The organism is Mesorhizobium sp. WSM4832 (assembly GCF_055811115.1).
Window position 1 is genome coordinate 287,417 of record NZ_JBVVQH010000006.1, and the last position, 26,760, is coordinate 314,176.

The window sequence follows — 26,760 nt, forward strand, 5'->3', positions numbered from 1 at the left end:
TAACCTATCGCCGTTGAGCAACCCTCAACCCCGCCCATAAAACGCGTTCTCGACATGCACCGGCCAGCGCCAGGGCAGCACCGCCACCATGTCGAAACGCATAGACAACCGCCCATAATCCGGCTGCCGTGACAGCCACAAATCCGCGGCGCCCTCGATCCGCCGTTCCGATTCATGCCCGATCGCTTCCATCGCCTCGATCAGCGTGCGGCGCGCCTTGACCTCGACGAACAGCACGAGGTCGCCGCGCCGGGCGATCAGGTCGATCTCGCCGAGTTTCGTGCGGTGGCGGCGGGCAAGGATCCGATAGCCCTTCAGTATCAGCGCCAGCGCCGCCAGCCATTCGCCGCGATGGCCGCGCCGATAGGCTTTGCGGCGATGGCCGACAGTGCGCTCAGCCACCGCCGCCTTCCTTCAGTTCCAAGAGTCGCCGGTAAAGCGCCTGCTTCTGGCCGCCGGTCATCTTCGCCGCTTCCGCCGCGGCCTTGGATGCCGGCATTTCGGCGGCAAGCGACAACAGCAGCCGGTCGATGTCTGCCGGCTGATCCTCCGTCGCCTCGGGCGGGCCGACGCAGATGACGATCTCGCCCTTCGGCGTGTCGGCCGCCGCATAATGGTCGGCAAGCTCGGCCAGCGTTCCGGTGCGCATCTCCTCGAATGTCTTGGTCAGCTCGCGCCCGATCGCGCCCCGGCGGCTGCCGCCCAGCGCCTCGACCATGGCGCCAAGCGTCTCGGCCAGCCGGCGCGGCGATTCGAAGAAGATCAGCGTCGCCGGCACCTGCCTGAAGGTCTCCAGCTTGGTCAGCCGCTGGCCCGTCTTGGTGGGCAAGAAACCGACGAACAGGAAAGCATCGGAAGGCAGGCCGGATGCGGTGAGCGCGGCAAGCGCCGCCGAAGGCCCGGGGATCGGGATAACGCGGATGCCGCGCTCCAGCGCCTCGCCGACCAGCCGGTAGCCGGGATCGGAGACCAGCGGCGTGCCGGCGTCCGAAATCAGCGCCACGCTCTGCCCGGCGGCAAGCCCCTCGATCAGCTTCGGCCCGGCCTCTTGCGCATTATGCTCGTGATAGGCCGTGGTGCGGCGGCGGATGCCGTAGCGTTCGAGCAGCACGCGCGACACACGCGTGTCCTCGCAGGCGACGATGTCGGCGCCGGCCAGCGTCTCCAGCGCGCGCAGCGTGATGTCGGCCAGATTGCCGATCGGCGTCGCGACCAGATAGAGCGCCGGCGCAAGCGGCCGCGCCGCGATCTCGGTCTGCCCGATCACATAGCTGCGTTTGTCGCCGGTCACCGAATGCCCCTCATAACCCGCCCTGTTTGGCATGGCTGACGCTTCGTTGCAAAACGTGAGGTCGACGTAAGGAAATCGCCATGCCTTTGCCATAGTGAGGAACGAAACCGGCAACGGCGAATTTAACCCCTGATTCCCGGGAGGAGGCAGGACCGGACGATGCCCAATCGCTTCGACATCTTCATCAGCCGACTTGAAAGCAAGGCCGCCCGCGAGGGCATGTCCCCACATCCGATCGCCACTCAGGACGGCGTGCGCCGCGACAAGGCCGACCAGAAGCCGGCCCGCGACGGCGAGGCGCATGGCGAGAAGACCCGCGGCAAGCACCGCCAGAAGCACGACGCTTAAAACGTCGCGGCACCAGAGTCATCGCGCGGATGACGCGCGGCGTTTGCTAACTTTTGTTGATTTCGCGCAGCCGCTCAGAATTTGTAGTTCACCTTGGCGACAACACTGTTTTCGGTCTCATTGAACCGGATTGACGTTGGACTAATGCCTCCGTCGCCCGTCTTCTTCCCGAAATCGTAATACTTCCACTCCACGCCTGCCGTGATGTGGTCCGAAAAGGCATACTCAGCACCAAGGCCAGCCGTCCAGCCAGTGCGTGAACCACCATTCCATGACTGATCAAGTGGGGTGATTTGATCGAACTTATACTTCGTGAAGGCGATGCCGCCTGTCCCATATATCAGCAGCCGATCAAAAGCATAACCAGCGCGCCCTCGAACCGAGGCAAGCCAGTCCTGCTTCGTTCTGCAAACAGATCCGATCGCGGTCGAGCACTGATTATCACCTTTGACAGATGATCCGTCGAAATCAGCTTCTACGCCCAACACGAATTGTTGGATTTGATAGTTATATCCAATCTGGCCGCCATAAACGACACCGTTGCCGTTCGTGTTGAACTCAGGTCCCCCAAAATCAGTCCACTTGCTATCATTCCACGCCCCCCCAACATTCGCACCGACGTAAAAGCCGGTCCAGCTATAGGGTGCAGGCTCAGTTGTTTGGGCAGCAAGATCGGCAGCGAACGCCGGAGTTGCGAAAATAAGCGATGCCAGGACGGCAAAATTGGAAGCTCGCATGGAATCCCCTAAACGCGCTCTGATCCAGAAATCGACCGTCTTAAGAATATCGCCATATGACCACAAAGATGTTACTTTTCAGACACAGGAAGGAGGAAAAAGCTTAGCCCTGTATCGGTGTCCCCGTAAGCAAATTTTGAACCGACAACTCCACTTCGCTATCGACAACCTCGCCCGGATGCGAGCAACCGCACCAGTTCCGGGTCCATGATGCCGGCCGACGCGACCTCGATGTCGCGCCGCCTGGAAAACACCTGCTCGGCGGTGGGGCTGCGCAAGCGGTTCTGGCTGCAGACGAAAAGGACGTTCAAGGCTAACAGATATTCCTATGGATGGGGAAACCAGCGTTACTCGTCCATAATCTCGCGTATTGATTTCGTAAGCGGTATGTACTGATCCAGAGTGAGTCCGTTCAAGTCGAACTCGATCGAGTCGTCCTTTGCGATTGCCCTTAAATTAATCCCGACGTAAGTCATGAAGTTGCGTAGCACGTCAAACTCGCTCAAGCCCGATGTTTTATGTTTCTTCGATTTTTGGTTTCTGGTGAACACGGTCACTGCTTCATAGAGATCGGGATCCTCAGGGGATTTCGAAATCTCGGTCAATCCAAACTCAAAAACATCATCCGTGTTTAAAGTCCGCAGCGTCTCATGGATCAGGAACTTCATTGCAGGTCCCATTGGATGTATGGAAATGGCATTCGGCTAGGCAAGCCAAATATCTAACATCATCGAACAGACTGACAAATCAGTTGGCTGCTTACCTACCGCGCCAGATCCGCCACCACCGCGTCAAGCACGATCATGCCGGCGGTCGTGGCGCGCAGGCGGGCATTGCCGACCGGCGCTACCAGCCCTTCCTCCTGCAGCACCGACAGCCGCGCGCTCGAAAGGCCGCGCCCCGCGAGCGCCTCGTAGCGCTGGAGGTCGATGCCTTCGGCAAGCCTTAAGCCCATCAGCAGGAATTCATCGGCTTCCTCGGAGCGCGTCAAAATCTCGCCGCCGGTGATGCCGTGCCCTTTGGCCTCGACCAGATTGGCCCAGGTCTCAGGCATCCTCTCCGCGATGGTCACCGTGCGGCGGCCATTCTCGACGAAACGGCCATGCGCGCCCGGCCCGACGCCGACATATTCGCCATAACGCCAGTAGGTCAAATTGTGCCGGCTCTCGGTGCCCGGCTGGGCGTGGTTGGAAATCTCATAGGCCGGCAGCCCATGCGCTGCCGTCACCTCCTGCGTCAGCGCGTAAAGGTCGGCGGCGTGGTCGTTGTCGGGCAGCGTGAACTTGCGCGCCGCGTAGAGCGCGTGGAAGGGCGTGCCCTCCTCGATGGTGAGCTGGTAGAGCGAAAGATGGTCGACGGCATAACCGATCGCCTGTTCCAGTTCCGCTCCCCACGCCTCCGGCGTCTGGCCGGGCCGGGCGTAGATCAGGTCGAAGGACAGCCGCGGAAAGATCTGGCGCGCGAGGCCGATGGCGTGCAGCGCCTCCTCGACATTGTGCAGCCGGCCGAGGAAGCGCAAATCCTTGTCGTTCAGCGCCTGCACGCCGAGCGAGACGCGGTTGACGCCGGCGGCGCGATAGCCCCGGAACCGCTCGGCCTCGACCGAGGACGGGTTGGCTTCCAGCGTCACCTCGATGCCTGCCGGAACCGTCCAGTTCCTGGCCACAGCCTCCAGCACGGTCGCCACCGTTTCCGGCTTCATCAGCGACGGCGTGCCGCCGCCGAGGAAGATGCTGGTCACCTCGCGCGGCCCGGTGCGGGCGCGCATGGTCTTGAGCTCGGCCTCAAAGGCGCGGGCGAAACGCTCCTGGTCGACCGGCTGGTGGCGGACGTGGCTGTTGAAGTCGCAATAAGGGCACTTGGCCGCGCAGAACGGCCAGTGGATATAGACACCGAAGCCGGGGCTGCGGTCGAGCGGCATGGTCACCGGGTTCATGCGGATCCCGATCGCGCCAAATCCAACCGGGCTTGCGCGAATCTCTGGAAGGCGCGGGCGCGGTGCGAAAGCGCGGTTGCCTGGCCGGGCTTCCAGCCATGCTTTTCTTCCGCGTTCATCTCGCCAAAGGTCTTGTCGAAGCCATTGGGCAAAAACACCGGATCGTAGCCGAAGCCGAGCGTGCCGCGCGGCGGCCACACCAGCGTGCCTTCCGCCTCGCCGCGGTAATATTCGGCCTCGCCGTCCGGAAATGCCAGGCAGATGACGGCGACGAAGCGGCCGGTGCGCTGCGCCGGCTCGGTCGCGCCGGCTTCCTGCAGCGCCGTTTCGGTCTTCTGCATAGCCATGCCGAAATCCCTGCTGCCGTCCGGTTTCTCGGCCCAGTTGGCGGTGTAGACCCCCGGCGCGCCGTCGAGCGCGTCGACGCAGAGGCCGGAATCGTCCGACAGCGCCGGCAGGCCGGTGGCCTTGGCCGCCGCATAGGCCTTGATATAGGCATTCTCCTCGAAGGTGGTGCCGGTCTCGTCCGGCTCCGGCAGGCCGTATTCCTTGGCCGACTTCGCCTCGAAGCCGAACGGCGCCATCAGGTCGGCGAATTCGCGCAGCTTGCCTTGATTGTGGCTGGCGACGACGATCTTCTTTCCGTTGAGCGAATGCATCAGAAACCCCAGATCCTTGGCTCGGCGAACTCGATCGAATTGCCCGACGGGTCGCGGATATAGATCGAGTGTCCGCCTTGAGGCCATTCGAAATCGCTTTCGATGGCAATGTTCCTTGCCGCCAGATGCCCGCGCCATTTGGCGATCTCGTCGGCGCTTGCGGCAAAGCAGAGATGGCCTTCGCCGGCCGTGCCATGCGGCGGCACCTTCAGCCTGGCGTCCGGCGCGGGTGGGATTTTCGTCGCCTCGGCGTTGAAAAGAAGCAGCACGCCGTCGCCGCAGCGGAAGAAGACGTGGCGGCCTTCGACCTTGCCGAGGACGGTAAGGCCGAGGATATCGCGGTAGAAGGCTTCGGCTTCCTGCAAGTCAGTGACGTAGAGGGCGGATTCGAGGATTGCCGAGGGTATCACGAGGCCCCCCTCTCTGCCCTGCCGGGCATCTCCCCCTCAAGGGGGGAGATTAGCTGCGGCTGCGCCGGCGCCTCTCCTGTAACATTGGTGATTGGCGAAAGCCGTCTTGACACCCAATCTCCCCCCTTGAGGGGGAGATGGCCGGCAGGCCAGAGAGGGGGGCCTAGGCTCGGCATTGGAAACCCCTACGCCACCGCCATCTGCTGCAGGCTCACCAGCCGCGAAATACCCTTCTTGGCCAGCCCCATCAGCGCCGCGAACTGCTCCTCGGAAAACGGCTCGCCCTCGGCGGTGCCCTGGATCTCGACGATGCCGCCCTTGCCGGTCATGACGAAATTGGCGTCGGTGCCGGCTGAGGAATCCTCGAGGTAGTCGAGATCGATGACCGGCTGGCCGTCATGGATGCCGCAGGAGATCGCCGCGACATGGTCCTTCAGCACCTTGGCGACGCTGACCATCTGGCGCGCTTCCATCCAGCGCAGGCAATCGTAGAGCGCCACCCAGCCGCCGGTGATCGAGGCGGTGCGGGTGCCGCCGTCGGCCTGGATGACGTCACAGTCGACGGTGATCTGCTGTTCGCCCAGCGCCTGCAGGTCGACCACGGCGCGCAAGCTCCTGCCGATCAGCCGCTGGATCTCCAGCGTGCGGCCGCCCTGCTTGCCGGCGGAGGCCTCGCGCCGCATGCGCTCGCCGGTCGAGCGCGGCAGCATGCCGTATTCGGCCGTCACCCAGCCCTTGCCGGAATTGCGCATCCAGGCCGGCACCTTTTCCTCCAGGCTCGCCGTGCACAGGACATGCGTATCGCCGAATTTCACCAGGCACGAACCCTCGGCATGCTTGGAGACGCCACGCTCGAAGGAGATGGCGCGCATTTCGTCGGCTTGGCGTTTGGAGGGGCGCATTCGGCCTGCTTTCTTCTCGGTTCCGGAATCGTGGCCGGCTTGTAGACGCATGCAGCCCAAGTCGCAAAGGAAAAGGGCGGCGCAAGAAAAAACGGCCGGGTGACCGCAAGCGCGGCACTGTGACCGCAAGCGCGGCACTGGGTTGCGCCAGCATGGCTTAAGTCTATATCTTTCGGTAGGAGGTTTTTCGCCGGAATGAACAAACCAGTCGATCCGACGTCGCAGTCGCCGGTACTTCAGTCACTCGACATGCGCTCGCGCGATATTTTCCGGCGGATTGTCGATTCCTATCTGCGCGACGGCGAGCCGGTCGGCTCGCGCAGCCTGTCGCGCATCCTGCCGTCGTCGCTGTCGCCCGCCACCATCCGCAACGTGATGAGCGACCTTGAGCATCTCGGCCTCATCTACGCGCCGCATATTTCCGCCGGGCGGCTGCCGACCCAGACGGGCCTGCGCTTCTTCGTCGATGCCTTCATGGAGCTGGGCGACCTGTCCGACGAGGAGCGCCGTGTCATCGAAGCGCAGGTGCGCGCTTCGGGTCCGGGCGCGACGCTGGAGCATATGCTGACCGAAGCCAGCCAGATGCTGTCCGGCATGTCGCGCGGCGCCGGCCTCGTGCTCGCCTCCAAGAACGAGGTGGCGCTGAAGCACATCGAATTCATCCAGCTCGAGCCCACCAAGGCGCTTGCCGTGCTGGTGTCGCAGAACGGCGATGTCGAAAACCGCGTCGTCGACCTGCCCGCCGGCATCACCGTCTCGCAACTGCACGAGGCCTCGAACTTCCTCAACGCCCATATTCGCGGCCGCACGCTGGCCGAGGCGCGGATCGAGATCTCGCGCGTCAAGGACGAGACCAAGGCGGCGCTCGATACGCTGTCGCAGGACCTGGTCGAGAAAGGTCTCGCGGTCTGGGCGGGCGCCGAAAGCGGCCTGCCGGCGCGTCTCATCGTGCGCGGCCGCGCCAACCTGCTGGAAAACGTCACCGCCCAGGCCGATCTGGAATTGCTGCGCCATCTGTTCGAGGACCTGGAAACGCAGGACGGGCTGCTGCAACTTCTCGACCTCGCCGAGGAAGGGCCGGGCGTGCGCATCTTCATCGGCTCGGAAAACAAGCTGTTTTCGCTGTCCGGCTCGTCGCTGGTCGTCGCGCCCTATCGCGACAAGGATGCCCGCGTCATCGGCGCGCTGGGGGTCATCGGACCGACGCGGCTGAACTACGCGCGTATCGTACCGATGGTCGACTATACGGCGCAGCTCATTTCGCGCATGCTCCGCTAGAGTTCCTCAAGGGGGTAAGAAAATGGCGCTAGAATCGCTGAAGGCCCAGATCAGTCTGCTGCTCGAGGAAATGGTGAACCAGCCCGAGGATGATCATGAGATCCAGGAACAGCTGCGCGAGAAGCTGAGGGAGCTGCGCGCCATGGGCCTGCCCTTGCCGGCAGACCTCGTCGAGTTGGAAAAGCGCCTCGACGACGATCTGGATATCGAAGAGGCCTGAGCCTCGGTGATCCGCCGTCAAATCCGCGTGCGCTTGCTTCTCTTTTAGATCGCTTGGCCAATATTTGCTGTTAGCAAGCGCTCGATCGATTGAGGCGCGTTGACGGACGACGGAGAACAGCCATGATGCGGATCGCCGGCCTTGCGGGCCTCGCGCTGGTTCTTGCCGGCGGCGCCTTTGCGCAGCAGGCCGGTCAACCCCTGCTCGGCGGCGAGAAAGCGTTCGGCGACTGGAAGGCCGACCGTCCGGGCGTGCGCAGGCTGCTGAAGCCGCAGGATTTGCCGAAACCCTATGTGACGGAGTCCGCTTCGAACGGCGGCGACGTCGCCGAGCGCCCCGAGGATGCGAAACCGATCCTGCCGCCCGGCTTCTCCGCCGAGCTGATCGCGTCGGGCATCGACAGTCCCCGCGTCGTGCGCGTGGCGCCGAACGGCGACCTCTTCGTCGCCGACAGCCTGGCGAGCCAGGTCCGCGTCTACCGCCTTGCCGAAGGCAGCGCGAAGCCCGCCGAGACGTCGATCTTCGCCAAGGGCCTGACCCGGCCTTACGGCATCGCCTTCTATCCGCCGGGCAACAAGCCGCAATGGGTCTATGTCGCCAACAGCAACAGCGTCGTCCGCTTCCCGTATCGCGACGGCGACCTGGAAGCGTCCGGCAAGCCGGAAACAATCGTGGCCAAAGTCCCCGCCAGCCACCACTGGACGCGCGACATCGCCTTCTCGCCCGACGGCAAGACGCTCTATCTGTCGGTCGGCTCCGGCTCCAACATCGCCGAGGATATGGGCGCCAGGCCGAAAGGCGGTGTGGAGGAGTGGGCGAAGTCGCAGCCGCTGGGCGAGGCCTGGGGCGCGGAACAAGGCCGCGCCGACGTGCTCGCCTTCGATCCCGACGGCAACAACCGCAGGATGGTCGCCACCGGCCTGCGCAACTGCTCCGGCATGACCGTGCAGCCTGCGACCGGCGCGCTCTGGTGCGTCGTCAACGAGCGCGACGAGCTTGGCGACAACACCCCCTTCGAATACGCCACCGCGGTGAAGGAAGGCGCCTTCTACGGCTGGCCCTGGTATTATATCGGCGACAATGAGGACCCGCGCCACAAGCGCGCGCGGCCCGATCTCGCCGGCAAGGTCACGATGCCCGACGTGCTGATGCAGGCCCATTCGGCGCCGCTCAACATCGCCTTCTACGACGGCGCCAATTTCCCTGCTGACTACAAGGGCGACGCCTTCGTCACCCTCCACGGCTCCTGGAACCGCGATATGCGCACCGGCTACAAGGTGGTGCGGCTGAAGTTCAAGGACGGCAAGCCGACAGGCGAATATGAGGATTTCGCCACCGGCTTCGTCATTGCCGACGACGCAGTCTGGGGCCGGCCGGTCGGGGTGGCGGTGGCCAGGGATGGCGCGCTGATCCTCACCGAGGACGGCAACGGCACCGTCTGGCGCATTACGCACGGTGGGTAGCTGTTCGTGACCTCGTCATCCACGGGCGGAGCGACGCGAAGCGGAGCGCAGACCCGAGGATCCATTCCGTGACCTGATCGAGGGCGCAGCGGAGCAGAATTCTGCACAGTTGCAACGCCTTGACGTCACGGCATGGATTCTATGGTCTGCGCGCGTCGCTTCGCTCCTTGCTCCGCCATAGAATGACGAGGTTGGGCCGTTTCGGCCAATCCTGGGTCGTCGTCGCGACCGGCCAAAATGCCGGCCGAGCTGGCGCAACGAATCCCGCTGTGAGGGAATTCCCGTCGATCCGGCATCATGATAAAAGCCCCGCTCCTCATCGATCCCTTCGGGGAATCATACGCCAGGCCTGAACCATGACACTCACCGGATTCCTTGCCTACAGCGCCGCGCTCGGCGTCGCCGCCGCCATTCCTGGTCCGGGCGTCACGGCGCTTGTCGCCCGCGCGCTCGGTTCCGGCTTTCGCTCGTCGCTCGCCATGTCGTTCGGCTTGATGCTCGGCGATCTCACTTATCTCACCGCCGTGGTGCTCGGGCTCGCCTTCGTCGCCCAGACCTTCGGCATGGTTTTCCTGGCCATCAAATGGGCCGGCGTCGCCTATCTCGCCTTCCTTGCCTGGCGCTTCTGGACCGGCGGCATCACGCCTGAGAACATCGAGGCGCGCAACGCCAAGGGCGGGCTGGTGTCGAGCTTCATCGCCGGGCTGACGGTGACGTTGGGCAACCCGAAGACGATGATCTTCTATCTCGCCATCACGCCGACCATTGTCGACCTGAAGACGATCACGCTTGCCGACTACGCCATCCTCGTGGCGCTTACCGTGGTGGTGCTGTTCGTGGTGCTGGTGCCTTATCTGGCTTTAGCCGCCAAGGCGCGCTGGTTCCTGAAATCGCCGCGTGCGCTGAAGGTGCTGAACCGCACCGCCGCCGGCTTCATGATGGGAGCGGCCGCGGCCATAGCGGCACGTCAATAGGCTCCAATCTCAACCGTCCCGGATTTCGGCCAAACTATTCCTGAAACCTGCCGCAGCGGAAAATGCATTTCCGGCTTGGGGTGCTTTTCAGCAACCGCCCCACTCGGATATTTTCAAACCTCAGCCTATCTTGCAGGGCTGAAAGCCCTATTCTGTTTTGCCTGTGCCATTGCCTTGGGAGCGAACCAATGAACAAGCCCGTCACCTCCGCGCGCGTGCCCGGCCGCGGCCGCGTCTTCAACTCGATCACGGAGACGATTGGCGACACGCCGCTGGTCAGGCTGGACAAGTTCGCCAAGGAGAAGGGCGTCGTCGCCAACCTGATGGCCAAGCTCGAATTCTTCAACCCGATCGCTTCGGTCAAGGACCGCATCGGCGTTGCCATGATCGAGGCTCTGGAGGAGGCCGGCAAGATTGCGCCCGGCAAGACGACGCTGATCGAGCCGACCTCCGGCAACACCGGCATCGCGCTCGCCTTCGCCGCCGCCGCCAAGGGTTACAAGCTGATCCTCACCATGCCGGAGACCATGTCGGTCGAGCGCCGCAAGATGCTGGCGCTGCTCGGCGCCGAGCTGGTGCTGACCGAAGGGCCGAAAGGCATGAAGGGCGCCATCGCCAAGGCCGACGAGCTCGCCGCCACGCTGCCCAACGCCATCATCCCGCAGCAGTTCGAGAATCCGGCCAATCCGGAGATCCATCGCCGCACCACGGCCGAGGAGATCTGGAACGACACCAATGGCGAGGTCGATATCTTCGTTGCCGGCATCGGCACCGGCGGCACCATCACCGGCGTCGGCCAGGTGCTGAAGAAGCGCAAGCCGTCGCTGCAGGTCGTGGCCGTCGAGCCTGAGGCCTCGCCGGTGCTGTCGGGCGGCCAGCCCGGCCCGCACAAGATCCAGGGCATCGGCGCCGGCTTCGCCCCGAAAATCCTCGATACCTCGATCTATGACGAGGTCGTCAGGGTCTCGAACGAGGATTCGGTCGCCAATGCCCGCCTCGTCGCCCGCCTCGAAGGCGTGCCGGTCGGCATCTCGTCGGGCGCGGCACTGCAGGCCGCGATCATTGTCGGCTCGCGACCCGAGAACAAGGGCAAGAACCTCGTCGTCGTCATCCCCTCCTTCGCCGAGCGCTATCTCTCGACCATCCTGTTCGACGGCCTGGGGGCCTAGGCGCGCTGCGCCTCGAAGGTTGCTTCAGCCGCCCTTACGGTCGTCATCCACGGGCGGAGCAAGGAGCGGAGCGACGCGCGCAGACCCGAGGATCCATTCCGTGACTTCGACGCGCCGCAACGGTGCAGAATTCTGTGCCGTTTGCATCCTTCGGCCAACGTGACGGCATGGATTCTAGGGTCTGCGCGCGTCGCTCCGCTCCTTGCTCCGCCCTAGAATGACGAGGTTGGGGAGGCTTCAGCCAATCTCCAAGGCATTGCTCTACTTCCTGGCGAGCTTCGCCTTCTCGCCTTGCAGGAAACGCCGCAGGGCCGGATCGCGCTCGAGGCCGATCGCCTGGTCGTAGGCCTCGGCGGCATGCTTGATATTGCCGAGCCTTGCCAGCAGCCCGGCGCGGGCGGCCCAATAGGGCTGGTAGTCCTGCAGGCGCTTGTCGTCGCCCAGCACGTAAAGCGCCGCCAGTCCAGCCGGGGCGCCCTCGGTTTCGGCGATCGCCACGGCGCGGTTGATCGCCACCACCGGTGAGCCGGCCACGGCCTGCAGCGCATCATAAAGCTGGCGGATCGCCGCCCAGTCGGTGCCGCTGCCGCGCCGGCGCGCCGTATGGGCGGACTGCACGGCGGCCTCCAGCTGGTAGCGGCCGATGATTTCCCTTTGCGCGGCGCGCACGAGCAAGGCTTCGGCCTCGTCGATCAGGCCGTCGTCCCAGAGCGCGATATCCTGATTGGCTAAAGGCACGAAGTCTCCTTCCGGGCCGCGTCTCGCCGAGCGGCGCGCCTCGGCGAAAAGCATCAGCGCCAGCAGCCCGAGCGCCTCCGGCTCGCCCGGCATCAGCGAGGCGACCAGCCGGCCGAGCCAGATGCCTTCGGTGGCGAGGTTGCGCCGCCGGCTGTCGGTGCCGGTCGGATCCGACCAGCCTTCGGCGAAGGTGGCGTAGATCGCCTCCAGCACGGCGCCCAGCCGGTCGCCGAGCTCCGCCTGTTCCGGCACGCGGAACGGGATGCCGGTTTCGCGGATGCGCGCCTTGGCCCGCACCAGCCGCTGGCCCATCGTCGCCGGCGATACCAGGAAGGCCGAGGCGATCGTCGCGGCATCGAAGCCGAGGATCGTCTGCAGGATCAGCGGCGCCCGCACGCTCGGCTCGATCGCCGGATGGGCGCAGGCAAACATCAGCCGCAACCTGTCGTCGGGCAGGTCCCCGCCGCTCATGCGCGCCTCCATTTCTTCGGCGATCAGCTTCAGGTGATCGCGGGCCGCCTCGCCGGTCAGCCGCCGCCGCACGGCGTCCACGTCGCGCCGGCGCGCCACCGCCAGCAGCCACGCTTCGGGCTGCGCCGGTACGCCGCTTCGCGGCCAGCGTTCGAGCGCCGCCGCGAAGGCGTCGGCCAGCGCGTCCTCGGCGCCGGCGACGTCGCGCGTGCGGGCCGCGAGCCAGGCGACCAGCTTGCCGTAGCTGTGCCGGGCGGCCGCTTCGGCCGCCGCCCGCGCGATCTCCGAGCGATCATCCATCACAGCGGCTCGCTACGCGGTTACGTACTCTTCCATTTCCCAGATCGGCCGCACCTCGACCGTGCCGCTGCTCGCCGCCGGGCAGCGCGCCGCCCATTCGATCGCCGTGTCGATGTCGGCCGCCTCGATCATGTAGAAGCCGGCGAGCTGCTCCTTGGTGTCGGCATAGGGGCCGTCGAGCACATTGGTCTTGCCGCCGGCCAGCCGCACCGAGGTGGATGCCTGGGTCGGGCGCAGCCTGTCGCCGGCCAGCCACGCGCCGGATTTCTTCAGCGCCTCGGTATAGGCGCCGTAGGCCGCGAGTACCTGCTGGGTCTGCTCTTTCGGAACGTTCGCCATCGCGGCTTCATCATTGTAGATCAAAAGCATGTATCGCATGGTCTTCTCCCGTTTCCTTGAAGGCCGCTTCGTCGCGTGCCGACCCATGTCGTGCGGCATCGACCGATTTCGACAGGCGCCGCGAAAATCTTTCGTCTTCGTCGCCGGATTGCGCAAGGACCAGGCTTTCCAGGCAGCCACGCCCGATCGTGGGAATGCCTGAATACTGGCAGCGGTAGCTCATAGCCCTATCCTTTTCTCCGGATCGGGCAGATCGCGGGCGATGGAGAAGAGAATGGAACTCGTGACCCACAAGAAATTCAAGAACGGCCGGCTGATGCCGTGGGGAAAAGGAACGGTCGTCAGCGGCGCGAAGGGCACCGTCTACCTGTGCGGAAATACGGCGACATCCGACGATTACGATCCGATGGGCAAGAAGGGCGGCGGCTTTGCCGGCGATGCGGCGGCGCAGTGGCGCGCGGTGCTCGGCAACATCAAATCGGATCTTGAGGATCTCGGCAGCGGTCTCGAACATCTGATCAGGCTGACCTTCTTTGTCAGAGGGCCGTTTCCCGACGGCGGCGTTCTCGGCTCGCCCAATTTCCGCCTGGACGTGCTGGACGAGTTCTTTGCCGAGCATTGTCCCAAGCACTGCAGCTACAACAACCCGCCGCCCTCGGAGGTGATCGGCGTTGCTGCCCTTGCTCAGCCCGATATCGTCATCGAGATCGTCGCAGTCGCGGCGCTGCCGGATTGAGGTTTGTAGCCGGAACAGACGGGTTTGAGCGGTTTTCGCTGTCTTAACCGTTCGTCTAATGACTGCAATTGCAGGTTGGCATTTGCCGCTCGCTGTCTAAACTCTCCATGAATTCGTGGCCGAGGAGGACGGCGCGGCGCGGATGTTTCAGGGAGGAAATCGCAGTGTTCAATTTCAGGACCAGGCTTATTGCCGCCGGCGCGCTGGCTTTGTCGCTCGGCCTTGGCGCCGTGTCGGCCGGGGCGCAGGAATTCATCAATGTGCTCACCGGCGGCACGTCCGGCGTCTACTATCCGCTCGGCGTCGCCCTGTCGGAGATTTACGGCAAAGGCATCGAGGGCTCGCACACCCAGGTTCAGGCGACCAAGGCCTCGGTCGAAAACCTCAACCTGTTGCAGCAGGGCAAGGGCGAGATCGCCTTTGCCCTCGGCGATTCGGTCAAGATGGCCGCCGAAGGCAACACGGAGGCCGGCTTTCCGGGCAAGCTCGACAAATTGCGCGGCATTGCCGCGATCTATCCCAATTATATCCAGATCGTCGCCAGCCAGGAGTCCGGCATCAAGACGCTCGCCGACCTCAAGGGCAAGAGCCTTTCGGTCGGCGCGCCGGCTTCGGGCACCGAGCTCAACGCGCGCGCCATCTTCGCCGCCGCCGGTCTCAAATACGAGGATCTCGGACGGGTCGAATATCTGCCCTTCGCCGAGTCGGTCGAGCTGATCAAGAACCGGCAGCTCGATGCCACCTTGCAGTCCGCCGGCCTCGGCGTCGCCTCCATCCGCGACCTCGCGACCTCGGTTCCGATCAACGTCGTCGCCGTGCCGGCCGAGGACGTCGCCAAGATCGATGCGCCTTATCTTTCCGTGGTCATCCCGAAGGGCACCTATGAAGGCCAGACGGAAGACGTGGCGACCGCCGCCGTCGGCAATTTCCTGATTACCCGCGCCGACGTCTCCGACGACACCGCCTATCAGATGACCAAGCTGTTGTTCGAGCATCTCGACCAGCTCGCCGCCGCGCATGCCGCGGCCAAGGCGATCGATCCGGCCAAGGCGCTGGACGGCATGCCTGTGGCGCTGCATCCCGGCGCGGAGAAATATTACAGGGAAAAAGGGCTCATCAAGTAAGCGAGGGTGGCGCGACCAACTGAGATGTCTTCGCCAGGCACCCCCCTCCGTCCTGCCGGACATCTCCCCCTCAAGGGGGGAGATTGGCCGTCATCGCGGCTTTCGCCAATCGCCGACGTTGCAGGGCGAGCGCCGACATCGATGCCGCCGATCTCCCCACTTGAGGGGGAGATGCCCGGCAGGGCAGAGGGGGGCGCCTCGCACTGCCATTCACTCATCCTGGAGCGCGTCGGATGAGCGAAGCAAAGCCCGCAACAACAAGCGCCGGCACATCGGCCACTTTTCATCTCCCTGTCGCCGAAGAACAGGTTGAGGGCCTGCCGCCTGGTTTCGGCGAAGGCCTCGCCGGCAAGGCGGCGTTCCTCATTGCCGTCGCCTTCTCCGTTTTCCAGATCTACATCGCCGCCTATGGCAGCCTGCCCAGCCAGGTGGTGCGGGCCATGCATGTCGGCTTCCTGCTGCTGCTCGGCTTCGGCCTGATCGCCAATCTGCGCACCAGGAGCGCCGCGGCGAAGGCGGCCTTCTGGGTGCTCGGCGGGCTCGGCTTCGGCACCGGCCTCTACAACTGGGTCTTCTACGCCGACCTCATCCGCCGCTCCGGCTTCCTGACCACGCCCGACCTGATCGTCGGCGCGCTGCTGGTGGTGCTTGTCTTCGAAGCGGCTAGGCGGCTGATGGGCCTGCCGCTGGCGGTCATCGCCTTCATCTTCCTCGCCTATTGCTTCGTCGGCAATCACCTGCCGCCGCCCTTCATCCATCGCGGCTATGATTTTGCGCAGCTGGTCGAGACATTCGCCTATGGCACCGAGGGCATATACGGCACGCCGGTCTACGTCTCGGCCGCTTACATCTTCATCTTCGTCGTCTTTGCCGCCTTTCTCGAACGCGCCGGCATGATCGCGCTGTTCAACGATTTCGCCCTCGGTCTCGTCGGTTCGTGGCGCGGCGGCCCGGCCCAGGTCTGCGTGCTCTCCTCCGCGCTGATGGGCACCATCTCCGGTTCGGGCGTCGCCAATGTCGTCGCCAGCGGCCAGTTCACCATCCCGCTGATGAAGCGCTTCGGCTTTCGCGCAGCCTTCGCCGGCGCCGTCGAGGCGACGTCCTCGATGGGCGGCCAGATCATGCCGCCGGTGATGGGCGCCGTCGCCTTCATCATGGCCGAGACGCTGAACATCCCCTATGCCGATGTGGTCAAGGCGGCGATCATCCCGGCGCTGCTCTATTTCGGCGCCTGCTTCTGGCAGGTGCATCTCGAGGCCGGCAAGGCCGGCCTGCACGGCATGGCCAAGGCGGAGCTCCCCAATCCCTGGGAAGCGGTCAAAAAGCACTGGCCGCTGGTGCTGCCGCTTGCCGTGCTGGTCTATCTGCTGTTTGCCGGCTACACGCCGGTCTTCGCCGGCACCATGGGCCTGGCGCTGACCATCGTGCTCATCCTCGGCACGCCGCTGGCGGCCTTGATCGGTCCATTTGCTTTCCGCGTTGTCTTCTGGCTGGCGCTCGGGCTCGCCGCGGCGTCGTTCATGCGCTTCGGCGTCAATGTCCTCAGCCTGGTCATTGCCGCGCTTGTCATCGCCTGCCTCGTCTTCAAGGGCGGCCGCGAGACGCTGCGCATCTGTGTCGACTCGCTTGCCGAGGGCGCTAAGAACGCGCTGCCGGTCGGCATCGCCTGCGCCATCGTCGGCATCGTCATCGGCACGCTGACGCTGACCGGCATCGCCTCCACCTTCATCGGCTGGATCATCTCCATCGGCGAGGATAATTTGTTCCTGTCGCTGGTGCTGACCATGCTGACCTGCCTGGTGCTCGGCATGGGCATTCCGACCATCCCCAATTACATCATCACCTCCTCGCTTGCCGGGCCGGCTTTGCTGTCGCTTGGCGTGCCGCTGGTGGTCAGCCACATGTTCGTCTTCTATTTCGGCATCATGGCGGACCTGACCCCGCCGGTGGCGCTCGCCGCCTTTGCCGCCGCGCCCATGGCGAAGGAAAGCGGCCTCAAGATCGGCATCCAGGCGACCAAGCTCGCCATTGCCGGCTTCGTCGTGCCGTTCATGGCCGTCTACACGCCGGCCCTGATGCTGCAGGACGCGGGTCCGATCGCAGCTTCGTTCGGCTACCCCATCGAGGTCGCCTATATCGTCGTCACGGCCTGCATGGGCATCGTGCTCTGGGGCGCCGCGGCCGTCGGCTTCCTCGCCCGCCGCATGGCCTGGTGGGAGCGGATCGTCGCTTTTGCCGCAGGCGTGCTGCTGGTGGCCGCATTGCCGCTCACCGACGAGACCGGCTGGGCGCTGGCGCTGGCGTGGATCGGCTGGCACTGCTGGCGTGCCCGCCGGTTGTCCACAGCCGGCACCGCATGAGCCTGTGTATCCTCGCCGCCGGCAAGACGGTGACGCTCGCCGTCGCCGCCTTCACGCTGTCCTGGACCCATTCGGTGGAACGGACACGCTGGCAGGAGGACTGGGCGGTGACGCCGTCCGGCCTGCGGATCGTCGAAGCGCGTGTAAAAGGCTCCGGCGCCGGCATGGAACCCCCGGAGGGCTCGACGCTGCGGAGCGGCTGGTGGGTCTATGCGCCGCGGATCGGACCCCAGCCGCGTCTGGTGCTGGCGGCGTCCGGCGCCACCAGGGAAGGCTGGACGCTGTGCACGGCCGCGGGCTGCCGGGAACTGGGCGAGGTGGCTGGCGAACCCACCGTGCTCGAACCGTGTGTCGGCTCCAGCCAGCCGCGGTAACGCACGATCAGCCCGGCGATGGGGTGCGATATCTCGACATGGAAGCGGAAGCGGCCGTCCTCCACGGTTTCGTACGAATTCGAGCGCGGGCAAAGCCACATCGGCAACGGCAGGCCGAGAAAGCTCCAGCGGCGCAGCACGAGCGACAGGCGGTTCTCGCCAGCCACCAGCGCGATGGCGAAAGTAAGCGGCCCGAAGCCTTCGCAAAGCAGTCGCTCCGAGCGCCCGCGCCCGGCAAACTGCCGGCTGGAAAAGCTGTGTGTGGCAAAGGTCCGCATCCAGGTCTCGCCGTCCTTGTCGATGCCGAAGCGGACGCTGACCGGGACATCTGTCCCGGCGGCCGGGAAGCCGACAAGCCGCGCGGCAAGCCGGCTAAGAATACCGTCGGCACGTTCGATGCTGGCGCGGCCTTGCGCCGTTGCCGCTCCCTCATGCATGGCGCGGATCTCAACCGGGAGGCTTGTCCAGGCATCGCCGAGCAGATCGGGATAAAGCCCATTGGCCTTCCCGGTATCGTCCCTGAAGCCGGTGTGGATCGCCTTGCCGACAAACAGCGCTTCATAATCCTCCAGCTCGAGGTCGCGCGTCGCTGCCCGCGCGCCTGGCTCGGGCATGCGGCCGTCGAGCGCCTTGCGAATGATCGCCTCGACCGCCATGGACGGGATCAGCGGCCCGTCGTCGCCTTCGGCCAAAAGGTGCCAGGACCGCCTGGTCGGCCTGCCGGCCTGGTCCGAGCCCTCGATCTCGACGAACATGCCGCCGCGATGCTCGCCCCATGACAGCCTGTTTGTCGCCCAATGCATCAGCCGCGCCAGCGGCGACAGCGAGCGGACGAGGCCGGCCCGGACCAGCCAGGCGAGCCCGATCAGCGCCCAATGCAGCACCTCCGGCACCGGCCCGGCGCCCATCCAGACGGTCTTCGCCTCCGGCCACAACCCCTGCAGCGCGCGCAGGTCCGGAACGTCGACCAGCGAGAACAGCGTGTTGCGCACCGGCACGCGTCCGGGCGGTGCGATCGTGTAGCGCATCTGCTCGGTCAGCGGACGGCCCTCGGCCGGCTTGCCGTCGCGCATCAGAAGCACGGGTTGGCCGGCATAGCTTGCAATGGCGCGGATGACGTTTTCGCCAACGCCGGCGAAGGGCGACGGTGCGATGCCGCCACGGATAGTCTCGACACGCGCCATGCCGGTCGAAAGGCGCCGCACCACCGCCGCCGTCAGCACCGGGAAGCTCGACACGCCGGAGAGCACCATGACGCCGGCCGCCTTGGCCGCCGCATCGAAGGCGGATACCCCGGCGACGAATTCCGCGCCGTCGGCCAGGTCGAGATAATGGATGCGTGCATCTATACAGGCCTCGATCAGACGGTAGCGATCCTTGCCGTAGGCCTGGAAGGGGCCGCTGGCGTCGACGACGACATCGGGCCGCAACGCGGCAAGTTGGCCGGCAAGGTCGCCGTCGCGGTCGAAGGTCGCCGGCACAAGCCGTGCTTTGGTGTTGCCTCGGCCCTTGCAATAGGCTGCCGCCTTGGCGAGCGACCGGCCGGCGATGATGAGCTCGAGGAGCGGCTCATTCGCCAGGAGCTGGACGATGCGTCCGCCGAAGGTGCCGTAGCCGCCGACGATGAGGAGCTTCATTGCCTTACCTCACAAGCCAGTCCTGCCGGAATCGCTGTCAGCCGATCAGCCGCTGCCGCAGTTCGGCGGGCGGGATATCGCAACTGTCCTTGCGGCCGAACAGGGCGTAGCGGTTCTTGGCGACGCGATCGTAGATCCAGTCGCGCAGCGGGCGCGGCAGGACGAGCAGCGCCTTCGCCGCCCGCCATGGCCAGCCGAGCGCGGCCATGACGGCGATGAAGCTGTCGAGGCGCGTGAAGGCGGCGCCGTCGATGATGGCGAGGTTGCTGTCGTAATCGTCGGTCGGCAGGCCGTGCTCGCGAAACAGCGCCTCGCCAAAAGGCGACTGCGCGGTGGCGAAGCGGAAGCGGTTTTTCCGGTCGAGCCTGAAAATGAGCTGGACGAAGCCCGAGCAGAACACGCAGACGCCGTCGAAGACGATCAGCGGCTGACGGGCGTCATAGGCCTGGTGCGGGACGTTGGGACGTTCGGGCAGGTCGGTCATGGCGGCCCCGGTTGCTTGTGCCCCTAAGCACTAAGCTATGGAGACACTAAGCCAGCCGGCGGCGGCGTCAAAGTCGCGGCGTTGTCGCACGCCAGTTGGCGGCAAGCGCAAGGCGCTCGACGCGATAGGTGGTGGCGCGCTGGTCGGCGGCCGGCCGGCAAATGCGGCTGTGGTGGGCTCGTTCGCGGGTCATGATCAGTTCGCGCCGACGCCGAGCGAGTTGCCACGGCGTGCGCAGGCCGGACCCGGGCCGCGCATGTAATAGCGCTCCGGCCGATAGGTCGGCGCGACGAATTCGCGAATGGCGGCGGCGTAGCCGGCGATGTGGTTCCAGAAGTTCATTTTACCTGTCCCTGTCCCGCTTTCGGATGTCCCGTCCGATTGTTGGGGAGCATAGCGTCGAGGCGTGAATAGTCGGTGAACGTGATGTTAATTTCTGGTCCGAAAGTCGTTGCATCGTGGCCGGATTGCGGCTGATTCGGGGTCTTTCGGTGCCTTTCGTCGCGATTCCGTCTCGTGTGACTTTTGCATCACATATGTTTCGTTCCGATGTCGCTTGGCCGCGCTTCTGTTTCACGTACGTCCGGCCACGGGGAATTTCCTTTCGCGTGCCCGGGCCGGCAGGAACCTGCCACAGGTGACGACGTTGACCGGACAAGGCCGGGGTGAACCCGGCCATGTTGCCCGGCCGCGCAACTTCCCGACAATGCGAAAACATGGAAAGGCAACCGCCATGGGCTTCTTTTCGAAGGACATCAAGACGCTGGACGATCTCTTCATCCACACGCTGCGCGACATCTATTACGCCGAGAAGCAGATCGAGAAATCGCTGCCGAAGATGATCGGCAAGGCGACCGATCCACTATTGAAAGCCGGCTTCGAGAAGCATCTCACGCAGACCAAGGGCCACATCGAACGGGTCGAGCAGGTGTTCGAGCTGCTTGGCGTCAAGGCCAAGACCGTCAACTGCCCTGCGATCGACGGCATCCTCGAGGAGGCCGATGAAGTGAGCGGCGATATCGACGACAAGGACGTCCTCGATGCCGCGCTGATCGCCTCGGCACAGGCCGTCGAGCACTATGAGATGACCCGCTACGGCACGCTGATAGCCTGGGCCAGGCAGCTCGGCCGCAGCGACTGCGCCAATGTTCTGGCCAAGAACCTCAAGCAGGGGCAGGCCACCGATCGCAAGCTCACCGAAATCGCCGAAACCAGGATCAACCTGCAAGCCGCCTGACAGGTCGGCAAGCCGCCGAATAAGGGACCTCCCCGCCGGTCCGCCCGGAACCCAAGCCAGCCGCCATCCGTTGCGATTGAGATCGCATCGCGCAGGAGTTCGCCATGGCACCACGTCCGGCCTGGAAGGGCTATCTAAAACTGTCGCTGGTCACCTGCGCCATCGAGCTGACCAACGTCGTCACCCATGCCGAGAAAGTCTCGTTCCGCATCCTCAATCGCAAGACCGGCAACACCGTCAAACGCATCTATGTCGACGCCGAAACCGGCAAGCCGCTGGAAGAAGGCGACGAGATCAAGGGCTACGAGGTGAGCGACGGCGAATTCGTCCATATCGAGGAGGACGAGATCGAGGCGGTGCAGATCGAGTCCTCGCACACGATGAACCTTGACGGTTTCGTCGAGAAATCCTCGATCGAGCAGGTCTATCTCGACACACCCTATTACGTCTCGCCGGCGGACGAGGTGTCTGAAGAGGCCTTCGCCGTCATCCGCGACGCGATGGCGGCCAGGAAGATGGCGGGGCTCGCGCGCATCGTGCTCTATCAACGCGAACGCCCGGTGGTCATCGAGCCGCTCGGCAAGGGCATGGTGCTGACCACCTTGCGCTATGACGACACGGTGCGCCAGCCGAACACGGTCTTCGACGAGATCAAGGCGACCAAGACCGATGATGAGATGATCGACCTTGCCCAGCACATCATCAGCCAGAAAAAGACGAAGTTCGATCCCTCGAAATTCGATGACCGCTACGAGGACGCGCTGCTCGAGCTGATCCGCGCCAAGAAAGCAGGCAGGAAGGCGCCCAAGGCCAAGGCGCCGTCGAAGCCGTCCAATGTCGTCAATCTGTTCGACGCGCTGAAGAAGAGCCTCAACGCGGAGGGCGGAGAGAAGCCCGGCAAATCCTCGTCAAAGGCGCCGGCAGGGCGGGCGAAGGCCAAAGCTTCCGCGCCCAAGCGCAAATCCGCATAGGAGAATGGCGGCATGGCCAGCCTCGAACAGTATCACGCCAAGCGCGATTTCAGGAAAACCGCCGAGCCGGCCGGCAAGGTCGGCAGGCAAAAGCAGGCCGGCGGTATCTTCGTCGTCCAGAAGCACGCCGCCACGCGGCTCCACTATGATTTCCGCCTGGAGCATGACGGGGTGCTGTGGAGCTGGGCGGTGACGCGCGGCCCGAGCCTCGATCCGCATGAGAAGCGGCTGGCCGTGCATGTCGAGGACCACCCGATCGACTATGCGTCCTTCGAGGGCACCATTCCGAAGGGCGAGTATGGCGGCGGCTCGGTCATCGTCTGGGACGACGGCAAATGGATTCCGGAAGGCGATCCCGCCGAAGGCATGAAGAAAGGCCATATCGGCTTCGAGCTCCAAGGCTACAAGCTGCATGGCCGCTGGCATCTGGTCAGGCTGAAGCCCCGTCGCGGCGAAAAGCGCGACAACTGGCTGCTGATCAAGTCGGACGACGCGGCCGCTCGCCCCGGCGAGGATATCCTCAAGGAAGAGCCGAAATCGGTGAAGTCGGGCCTCACCATCGAGGAGGTCGGCAACGGCAAGGCGGCAAAAGGCGAGAAGCCGAAAGTCTGGCATTCCAACAAACCGGCCACCCCCAAGGCAAAGTCCGGGCGCGCCAGGCGCCTCGAATTCATCGAGCCGCAACTGGCGACGTTGGAGAAGGACGCGCCGTCCGGCGACGACTGGCTGCACGAAGTGAAATTCGACGGCTACCGCATGCAGGCGCAGATCGCGGGCAGCGAGGTCAGGCTGCTCACCCGTGCCGGCCTCGACTGGACGGAAAAATTCGACGGTCCGGTCACGGCGGCGCTTGCTGGGTTGAAATGCCGGGACGCCATCATCGACGGCGAGGTCGTGGTGCTGGCCGACAGCGGCGCGTCGTCCTTTCCGTTGCTGCAGGCGGACCTGTCGGCCCGCCGCGCCGACCGCTTCATCTATTATGTCTTCGACCTGATGCGGCTCGATGGCCAGGATTTGCGCCGCGAGCCGCTGGTCGAACGCAAGCAGGCCCTTGCCGAACTGCTGGGCGAGCAGCCGGAAAATTCGGCGCTACGCTTCTCCGATCATTTCCACGAACCGGGCAAGGTCATGCTGCAGCATGTCTGCCGCATGGGCCTGGAAGGCGTGGTGTCGAAGCGAGCCGACGCGACTTACCGCAGCGGGCGGGGGCTGTCCTGGATCAAGTCAAAATGCACGCAGCGCCAGGAATTCGTCATCGGCGGCTATCTGCCTTCGGACAAGACAGGGCGCGGCGTGCGCTCGCTGCTGGTCGGCTTCAATGAAGGCGGCAAGCTGCACTACGCCGGCCGCGTCGGCACCGGCTTTTCCGGCAAGGTGATGACGGATTTGAAAAAGAAGCTCGAAGGGCTTACGGCGAAGGACTCGCCATTCTCGGCCGCCGTGCCCAAGGGCAAGGGCCTCACCTTCGTCAAGCCCAAACTTGTCGCCGAAGTGGAGTTCCGCAGCTGGACATCCGACCGTATAATCCGCCACGCCTCGTTCCAGGGATTGCGCGAGGACAAGCCGGCGGAGGAAGTCGTGCAGGAACAGCCGAAGAAAGCCGCCGCCAAGGCCGAGAGCGGCGCGAAGACGAGGAGCGACAAGGCGGCGAAGGCCGCCGCGTCCGGATCCGCCGGGACCTCGATAAAGCTCTCGCACCCCGACAAGCTGCTGTGGCCCGACGAAAAGGTCTCCAAGCAGGACCTGCTCGATCACTATGCGCTGGTCTGGCCGCGCATGGAGCAATTCGTCGTCAACCGGCCGCTGAGCCTGGTGCGCGCGCCCGACGGCATCCACGGCCAGCGCTTCTTCCAGAAACACGCCTCGCCCGGCATGAGCGACAAGATCGCGCGGATGAAGGATCCGACCGACGGCGAGGAAATCCTGTTCATCAAGGATTTCGACGGGCTTGCCGCGCTTGTCCAGTACGGCGTCGTCGAGGTCCATATCTGGGGTTGCACCCTGGACACATTGGAAAAGCCGGACCAGATCATTTTCGACCTCGATCCGGATGAAGGCGTCGACGTCGGCAAGGTGCGGCAGGCGGCGCTCGACATCCACAAGCAGCTCGACGAATTGTCGCTGCCCAATCTGGTCAAGACCTCCGGCGGCAAGGGCTATCACGTGCTGGTGCCGCTGAAGCCGTCGGCGGACTGGGACGCGGTCAAGGACTTCGCCCATGACTTCGCCCGCGCCCTGGAACAGGCCGCGCCCGACCGCTACACGGCGACGCTGTCGAAGAAGGCGCGCACCGGAAAGATCTTCGTCGACTATTTGCGCAACGGCCGCGGCTCGACCACGGTCGCGCCCTATTCGTCGCGCGCCAAGAAGGGCGCCACGATCTCGATGCCGGTGACCTGGCCGGAGCTTGAAAAGGGCCTCGCGCCGAATGCCTTCCCGCTCGGCGATACTTCCACGCTAAAGCAGCTGAAGAAGGCCGATCCGTGGGAGGATTTCTTCAAGCTGGGGAAGGTGCTGAAAAGGGGATAGGTGGCCAGGAAATCAGCCACGCCGCGTTCCTTCACGCCCCCCTCTGTCCTGCCGGACATCTCCCCCTCTAGGGGGGAGATTGGCAGCTTGGGCGCAGGCGCTTCTCCTGCAACGTTGGCCATTGGCGAAACCTGGCGTACAGCTGATCTCCCCCCTTGAGGGGGAGATGCCCGGCAGGGCAGAGGGGGGCGCCTCGCGCCGGCATCGCGAAATTGTCGGCCTAGGAGAGAAACACCCTCTCAAACTCCCGCTTCCCCCTGGGCGAGAACAGCACGGCGCGGCTGTCCCTTTCGCGGCGCGCCCATTTCTCGGCGATGATCTTGTCGAGGATGGCGGCGCCCAGCGTGCCGGCGAGATGCGAGCGCCGCACGCTCCAGTCGAGGCAGGCGCGGCATACCGGCCGCCGCGCCTTGGCAGGGATCTCGATGCCGAGCGCGGAAAAATGCGAGGCGCCGGATGACGAGAGCCGGATCTCGCTGTCGTCGCGCAGCAACAGTTTTCTGTCGAAGAGCCGGTCGAGCATCGCCACCGCCTGCTCGCCGGCGAGGTGATCGTAGCACACCCGCGCCACGCGCATGGCCGCATCGCGCGGGCCGGGCCGCACCCGCTTCGGGCCGACGGCCTCGGCGACGCCGATGATCGCCTCGATCATGCCCGCCACCTGCGCGCTGGCGAGGCCGTAATAGCGGTGACGGCCCTGGCTGACGAGCGTCAGCAGCCCGCCATCCATGAGCTTCGACAGATGCGAGGAAGCGGTTGGCAGCGACACGCCGGCTTCGAGCGCCAGTTCCGAGGCGGTCAGCGCCGTGCCGCCCATCAGCGCGTTCAGCATGTTGGCGCGGGCCGGGTCGCCGACCAGGCTGGCGATGCGGGCGATATCGGGTCCTTCACGCATGGTTTGATCCTCATCGAAGCATTCCTGCGAGGGAAGCACTATTCTGGGGCGAGCTCAAGCAGCCCGGGCAAACCCTCCTGACAGGAGAATGCCTAGCACAACGACCCAAGCAATGCTTCGATCGCGGTCGAACCGTGGTCGTCCGAAAGCCACCGACGAGGAGACACAAAATGACCATCACCTGCTTCATCCGCTACGAGATCGACCCGTTCGGCAAGGCGGCCTTCGAGCAATATGCGCGGGCCTGGGGCCAGGCCATTCCGCGCTGCGGCGCCGACCTGATCGGCTATTACGCGCCGCATGAAGGCTCGGCCACCACGGCCTATGCCGCCTACAACATCGAGAGCCTCGCGGCCTATGAAGCCTACCGCGCGCGGCTTGCCGCCGACCCGGCCGGTAAGGCAAATTACGAGTTTGCCAGGCGCGAGAAGTTCATTCTCAAGGAAGACCGCGTCTTCCTGAAGCTGGTGTCGGGGCCGCACGGCCCGAGGCAGGTCTTCCGCACCTGAAGCAGTTTCAGGAAAAGTGTGTAGCGGTTTTCCGTCCGGAATTGCGTAGGAACAAATATAACGGTCAGAGAAGGGATAGAGGCATGATCGCAGTCATCTTCGAGGTGGAGCCGGCGGAGGGAAAGCGCGATGTCTATCTGGGCATCGCCGCCGAGCTTCGGCCGTTGCTCGACGGCATCGACGGCTTCATCTCGGTCGAGCGCTTCCAGAGCCTCGTCGATCCCAGGCGGGTGCTGTCGCTGTCCTTCTGGCGCGACGAGGAAGCGGTGAAGGCCTGGCGCAACACAGAGGAGCACCGCCAGGCGCAGAAGGCGGGACGCGGCGGTATCTTTGCCGGCTACCGCCTGCGCATCGCCCATGTCGTGCGCGATTACGGGCTGACGGAGAGGGCCGACGCGCCGGAAGATAGCAGGGCGGTGAATGGGTAAAACTCCCCCTTCTCCCCTTGTGGGAGAAGGTGTCGCCGAAGGCGACGGATGAGGGGTGTTCCAGCTTGGCGATGCCGGAGGAGACGGCAAGTTTGCCAACGTCTCACTCCGCTGGAACACCCCTCATCCGTCTCGGCGCTGACGCGCCGATCCACCTTCTCCCACAAGATCCTATGAGGGCGTGGATGGCGGCGCGATGTTTCGCCAAGATTGGTTTTCCACCCACGCAACAAGGGAGAAG

Annotated in this window: 30 protein-coding genes and 2 pseudogenes; 15 read left to right on the forward strand and 17 right to left on the reverse strand. The window is 64.7% G+C overall.

What is annotated here, in order from left to right; all coding sequences use genetic code 11:
• Window positions 1-24: 24 nt before the first annotated feature.
• Together AC0L2L_RS11600 and rsmI are read right to left on the reverse strand one after the other, a co-directional pair.
• A complete protein-coding gene (locus AC0L2L_RS11600; RefSeq protein WP_473578417.1) occupies window positions 25-402 on the reverse strand; it encodes a YraN family protein in 378 nt (125 codons plus the stop codon).
• Window positions 395-1,324 carry a 16S rRNA (cytidine(1402)-2'-O)-methyltransferase gene (rsmI, locus tag AC0L2L_RS11605; protein WP_473578419.1) on the reverse strand — a complete coding sequence of 310 codons (930 nt, stop codon included), beginning with the start codon at window positions 1,322-1,324 and terminating at the stop codon, window positions 395-397. The genes AC0L2L_RS11600 and rsmI overlap by 8 nt, the downstream gene beginning before the upstream one ends.
• Window positions 1,325-1,450: 126 nt before the next feature.
• Between rsmI and AC0L2L_RS11610 the strand changes: the two genes are divergently transcribed.
• The gene (locus AC0L2L_RS11610) at window positions 1,451-1,639 is read left to right on the forward strand and encodes a hypothetical protein (RefSeq protein WP_473578421.1); all 189 of its coding nucleotides are present in this window, start codon (window positions 1,451-1,453) and stop codon (window positions 1,637-1,639) included.
• 74 nt (window positions 1,640-1,713) lie between these two features.
• Here AC0L2L_RS11610 and AC0L2L_RS11615 read toward each other — a convergent pair whose 3' ends face one another.
• The 7 genes and pseudogenes from AC0L2L_RS11615 to rph all read right to left on the reverse strand — a co-directional run bounded on the left by AC0L2L_RS11615 (window position 1,714) and on the right by rph (window position 6,283).
• Window positions 1,714-2,376, reverse strand: coding sequence for an outer membrane protein (locus AC0L2L_RS11615; RefSeq protein WP_473578423.1), 663 nt, complete (start codon window positions 2,374-2,376; stop codon window positions 1,714-1,716).
• Window positions 2,377-2,588: 212 nt separating this feature from the next.
• A pseudogene (locus AC0L2L_RS11620) lies at window positions 2,589-2,687 on the reverse strand (arsenate reductase/protein-tyrosine-phosphatase family protein); the annotation flags it as partial.
• Between the two features lie 36 nt (window positions 2,688-2,723).
• Window positions 2,724-3,044, reverse strand: a complete 321-nt coding sequence (locus AC0L2L_RS11625; protein WP_473578425.1) for a hypothetical protein — start codon at window positions 3,042-3,044, stop codon at window positions 2,724-2,726.
• A 95-nt stretch (window positions 3,045-3,139) separates the two neighbouring features.
• Window positions 3,140-4,312, reverse strand: coding sequence for a radical SAM family heme chaperone HemW (gene hemW, locus AC0L2L_RS11630; RefSeq protein WP_473578427.1), 1,173 nt, complete (start codon window positions 4,310-4,312; stop codon window positions 3,140-3,142).
• Window positions 4,309-4,971 (reverse strand): RdgB/HAM1 family non-canonical purine NTP pyrophosphatase, encoded by a 663-nt coding sequence (gene rdgB, locus AC0L2L_RS11635; protein ID WP_473578428.1) that lies wholly within the window; start codon window positions 4,969-4,971, stop codon window positions 4,309-4,311. The genes hemW and rdgB overlap by 4 nt, the downstream gene beginning before the upstream one ends.
• Window positions 4,971-5,381 (reverse strand): VOC family protein, encoded by a 411-nt coding sequence (locus AC0L2L_RS11640; protein WP_473578429.1) that lies wholly within the window; start codon window positions 5,379-5,381, stop codon window positions 4,971-4,973. The genes rdgB and AC0L2L_RS11640 overlap by 1 nt, the downstream gene beginning before the upstream one ends.
• Window positions 5,382-5,566: 185 nt before the next feature.
• Entirely contained in the window at window positions 5,567-6,283 is a 717-nt protein-coding gene (rph, locus tag AC0L2L_RS11645) for a ribonuclease PH (RefSeq protein WP_027169620.1), read from the reverse strand.
• Window positions 6,284-6,478: 195 nt separating this feature from the next.
• Between rph and hrcA the strand changes: the two genes are divergently transcribed.
• The 5 genes from hrcA (at window position 6,479) to cysK (ending at window position 11,387) form a co-directional block, all read left to right on the forward strand.
• Window positions 6,479-7,561, forward strand: a complete 1,083-nt coding sequence (gene hrcA / locus AC0L2L_RS11650) for a heat-inducible transcriptional repressor HrcA (protein WP_027169621.1) — start codon at window positions 6,479-6,481, stop codon at window positions 7,559-7,561.
• Between the two features lie 22 nt (window positions 7,562-7,583).
• Window positions 7,584-7,781 (forward strand): hypothetical protein, encoded by a 198-nt coding sequence (locus tag AC0L2L_RS11655; protein ID WP_027169622.1) that lies wholly within the window; start codon window positions 7,584-7,586, stop codon window positions 7,779-7,781.
• A 122-nt stretch (window positions 7,782-7,903) separates the two neighbouring features.
• Complete coding sequence (locus tag AC0L2L_RS11660) at window positions 7,904-9,244, forward strand: PQQ-dependent sugar dehydrogenase (RefSeq protein WP_473578430.1); 1,341 nt, start codon at window positions 7,904-7,906, stop codon at window positions 9,242-9,244.
• Between the two features lie 356 nt (window positions 9,245-9,600).
• On the forward strand, window positions 9,601-10,218 hold the full coding sequence (locus AC0L2L_RS11665; RefSeq protein WP_473578432.1) for a LysE family translocator: 618 nt from the start codon (window positions 9,601-9,603) through the stop codon (window positions 10,216-10,218).
• A 188-nt stretch (window positions 10,219-10,406) separates the two neighbouring features.
• Window positions 10,407-11,387: a cysteine synthase A gene (gene cysK / locus AC0L2L_RS11670; protein WP_473578433.1), complete on the forward strand. Its 981-nt coding sequence runs from the start codon at window positions 10,407-10,409 to the stop codon at window positions 11,385-11,387.
• Window positions 11,388-11,648: 261 nt separating this feature from the next.
• Here cysK and AC0L2L_RS11675 read toward each other — a convergent pair whose 3' ends face one another.
• From AC0L2L_RS11675 to AC0L2L_RS11685, 3 genes are read right to left on the reverse strand one after another with little or no spacing between them, the layout of a single operon-like run.
• Window positions 11,649-12,896 carry an RNA polymerase sigma factor gene (locus AC0L2L_RS11675; RefSeq protein WP_473578435.1) on the reverse strand — a complete coding sequence of 416 codons (1,248 nt, stop codon included), beginning with the start codon at window positions 12,894-12,896 and terminating at the stop codon, window positions 11,649-11,651.
• Window positions 12,897-12,908: 12 nt separating this feature from the next.
• Window positions 12,909-13,274 (reverse strand): YciI family protein, encoded by a 366-nt coding sequence (locus AC0L2L_RS11680; protein ID WP_473578436.1) that lies wholly within the window; start codon window positions 13,272-13,274, stop codon window positions 12,909-12,911.
• Window positions 13,246-13,458 (reverse strand): hypothetical protein, encoded by a 213-nt coding sequence (locus tag AC0L2L_RS11685; protein ID WP_473578438.1) that lies wholly within the window; start codon window positions 13,456-13,458, stop codon window positions 13,246-13,248. The genes AC0L2L_RS11680 and AC0L2L_RS11685 overlap by 29 nt, the downstream gene beginning before the upstream one ends.
• Window positions 13,459-13,509: 51 nt before the next feature.
• On the opposite strand from AC0L2L_RS11685, the gene AC0L2L_RS11690 reads away from it, so the two are divergent.
• The 4 genes from AC0L2L_RS11690 (at window position 13,510) to AC0L2L_RS11705 (ending at window position 17,829) form a co-directional block, all read left to right on the forward strand.
• A complete protein-coding gene (locus tag AC0L2L_RS11690) occupies window positions 13,510-13,971 on the forward strand; it encodes a RidA family protein (protein ID WP_473578440.1) in 462 nt (153 codons plus the stop codon).
• 164 nt (window positions 13,972-14,135) lie between these two features.
• Window positions 14,136-15,095, forward strand: coding sequence for a TAXI family TRAP transporter solute-binding subunit (locus tag AC0L2L_RS11695; protein WP_473578442.1), 960 nt, complete (start codon window positions 14,136-14,138; stop codon window positions 15,093-15,095).
• A gap of 233 nt (window positions 15,096-15,328) precedes the next feature.
• The gene (locus tag AC0L2L_RS11700) at window positions 15,329-17,455 is read left to right on the forward strand and encodes a TRAP transporter permease (protein ID WP_473578443.1); all 2,127 of its coding nucleotides are present in this window, start codon (window positions 15,329-15,331) and stop codon (window positions 17,453-17,455) included.
• Complete coding sequence (locus AC0L2L_RS11705) at window positions 17,452-17,829, forward strand: DUF1850 domain-containing protein (protein ID WP_473578444.1); 378 nt, start codon at window positions 17,452-17,454, stop codon at window positions 17,827-17,829. Before AC0L2L_RS11700 ends, AC0L2L_RS11705 begins: the two co-directional genes overlap by 4 nt.
• Before the next feature lie 44 nt (window positions 17,830-17,873).
• Here the strand turns inward: AC0L2L_RS11705 and AC0L2L_RS11710 are convergent.
• From AC0L2L_RS11710 to AC0L2L_RS11725, 4 genes and pseudogenes are all read right to left on the reverse strand, one after another.
• Window positions 17,874-19,466 (reverse strand): annotated as a pseudogene (locus AC0L2L_RS11710) (DUF4166 domain-containing protein); the annotation flags it as partial.
• 37 nt (window positions 19,467-19,503) lie between these two features.
• Complete coding sequence (locus tag AC0L2L_RS11715; RefSeq protein WP_473578445.1) at window positions 19,504-19,950, reverse strand: thiol-disulfide oxidoreductase DCC family protein; 447 nt, start codon at window positions 19,948-19,950, stop codon at window positions 19,504-19,506.
• A 67-nt stretch (window positions 19,951-20,017) separates the two neighbouring features.
• Window positions 20,018-20,143 (reverse strand): hypothetical protein, encoded by a 126-nt coding sequence (locus AC0L2L_RS11720; RefSeq protein ID WP_473578446.1) that lies wholly within the window; start codon window positions 20,141-20,143, stop codon window positions 20,018-20,020.
• A 2-nt stretch (window positions 20,144-20,145) separates the two neighbouring features.
• Window positions 20,146-20,292 carry a hypothetical protein gene (locus AC0L2L_RS11725; RefSeq protein WP_140545780.1) on the reverse strand — a complete coding sequence of 49 codons (147 nt, stop codon included), beginning with the start codon at window positions 20,290-20,292 and terminating at the stop codon, window positions 20,146-20,148.
• Between the two features lie 391 nt (window positions 20,293-20,683).
• Here AC0L2L_RS11725 and AC0L2L_RS11730 point away from each other — a divergent pair, with 391 nt between their 5' ends.
• From AC0L2L_RS11730 to ligD, 3 genes are all read left to right on the forward strand, one after another.
• Window positions 20,684-21,187 carry a YciE/YciF ferroxidase family protein gene (locus AC0L2L_RS11730; protein WP_473578448.1) on the forward strand — a complete coding sequence of 168 codons (504 nt, stop codon included), beginning with the start codon at window positions 20,684-20,686 and terminating at the stop codon, window positions 21,185-21,187.
• Window positions 21,188-21,291: 104 nt separating this feature from the next.
• Window positions 21,292-22,158, forward strand: a complete 867-nt coding sequence (gene ku, locus AC0L2L_RS11735; RefSeq protein WP_473578450.1) for a non-homologous end joining protein Ku — start codon at window positions 21,292-21,294, stop codon at window positions 22,156-22,158.
• Between the two features lie 12 nt (window positions 22,159-22,170).
• Window positions 22,171-24,687, forward strand: coding sequence for a DNA ligase D (gene ligD, locus AC0L2L_RS11740; protein ID WP_473578452.1), 2,517 nt, complete (start codon window positions 22,171-22,173; stop codon window positions 24,685-24,687).
• A 220-nt stretch (window positions 24,688-24,907) separates the two neighbouring features.
• On the opposite strand, the gene AC0L2L_RS11745 is transcribed toward ligD, so the two are convergent.
• Window positions 24,908-25,582, reverse strand: a complete 675-nt coding sequence (locus AC0L2L_RS11745) for an ArsR/SmtB family transcription factor (RefSeq protein ID WP_473578454.1) — start codon at window positions 25,580-25,582, stop codon at window positions 24,908-24,910.
• 170 nt (window positions 25,583-25,752) lie between these two features.
• On the opposite strand from AC0L2L_RS11745, the gene AC0L2L_RS11750 reads away from it, so the two are divergent.
• Together AC0L2L_RS11750 and AC0L2L_RS11755 are read left to right on the forward strand one after the other, a co-directional pair.
• Window positions 25,753-26,091, forward strand: a complete 339-nt coding sequence (locus AC0L2L_RS11750) for an NIPSNAP family protein (protein WP_473578456.1) — start codon at window positions 25,753-25,755, stop codon at window positions 26,089-26,091.
• Window positions 26,092-26,174: 83 nt separating this feature from the next.
• Entirely contained in the window at window positions 26,175-26,519 is a 345-nt protein-coding gene (locus tag AC0L2L_RS11755) for an antibiotic biosynthesis monooxygenase family protein (RefSeq protein ID WP_473578457.1), read from the forward strand.
• The last annotated feature ends 241 nt before the right edge of the window (window positions 26,520-26,760 follow it).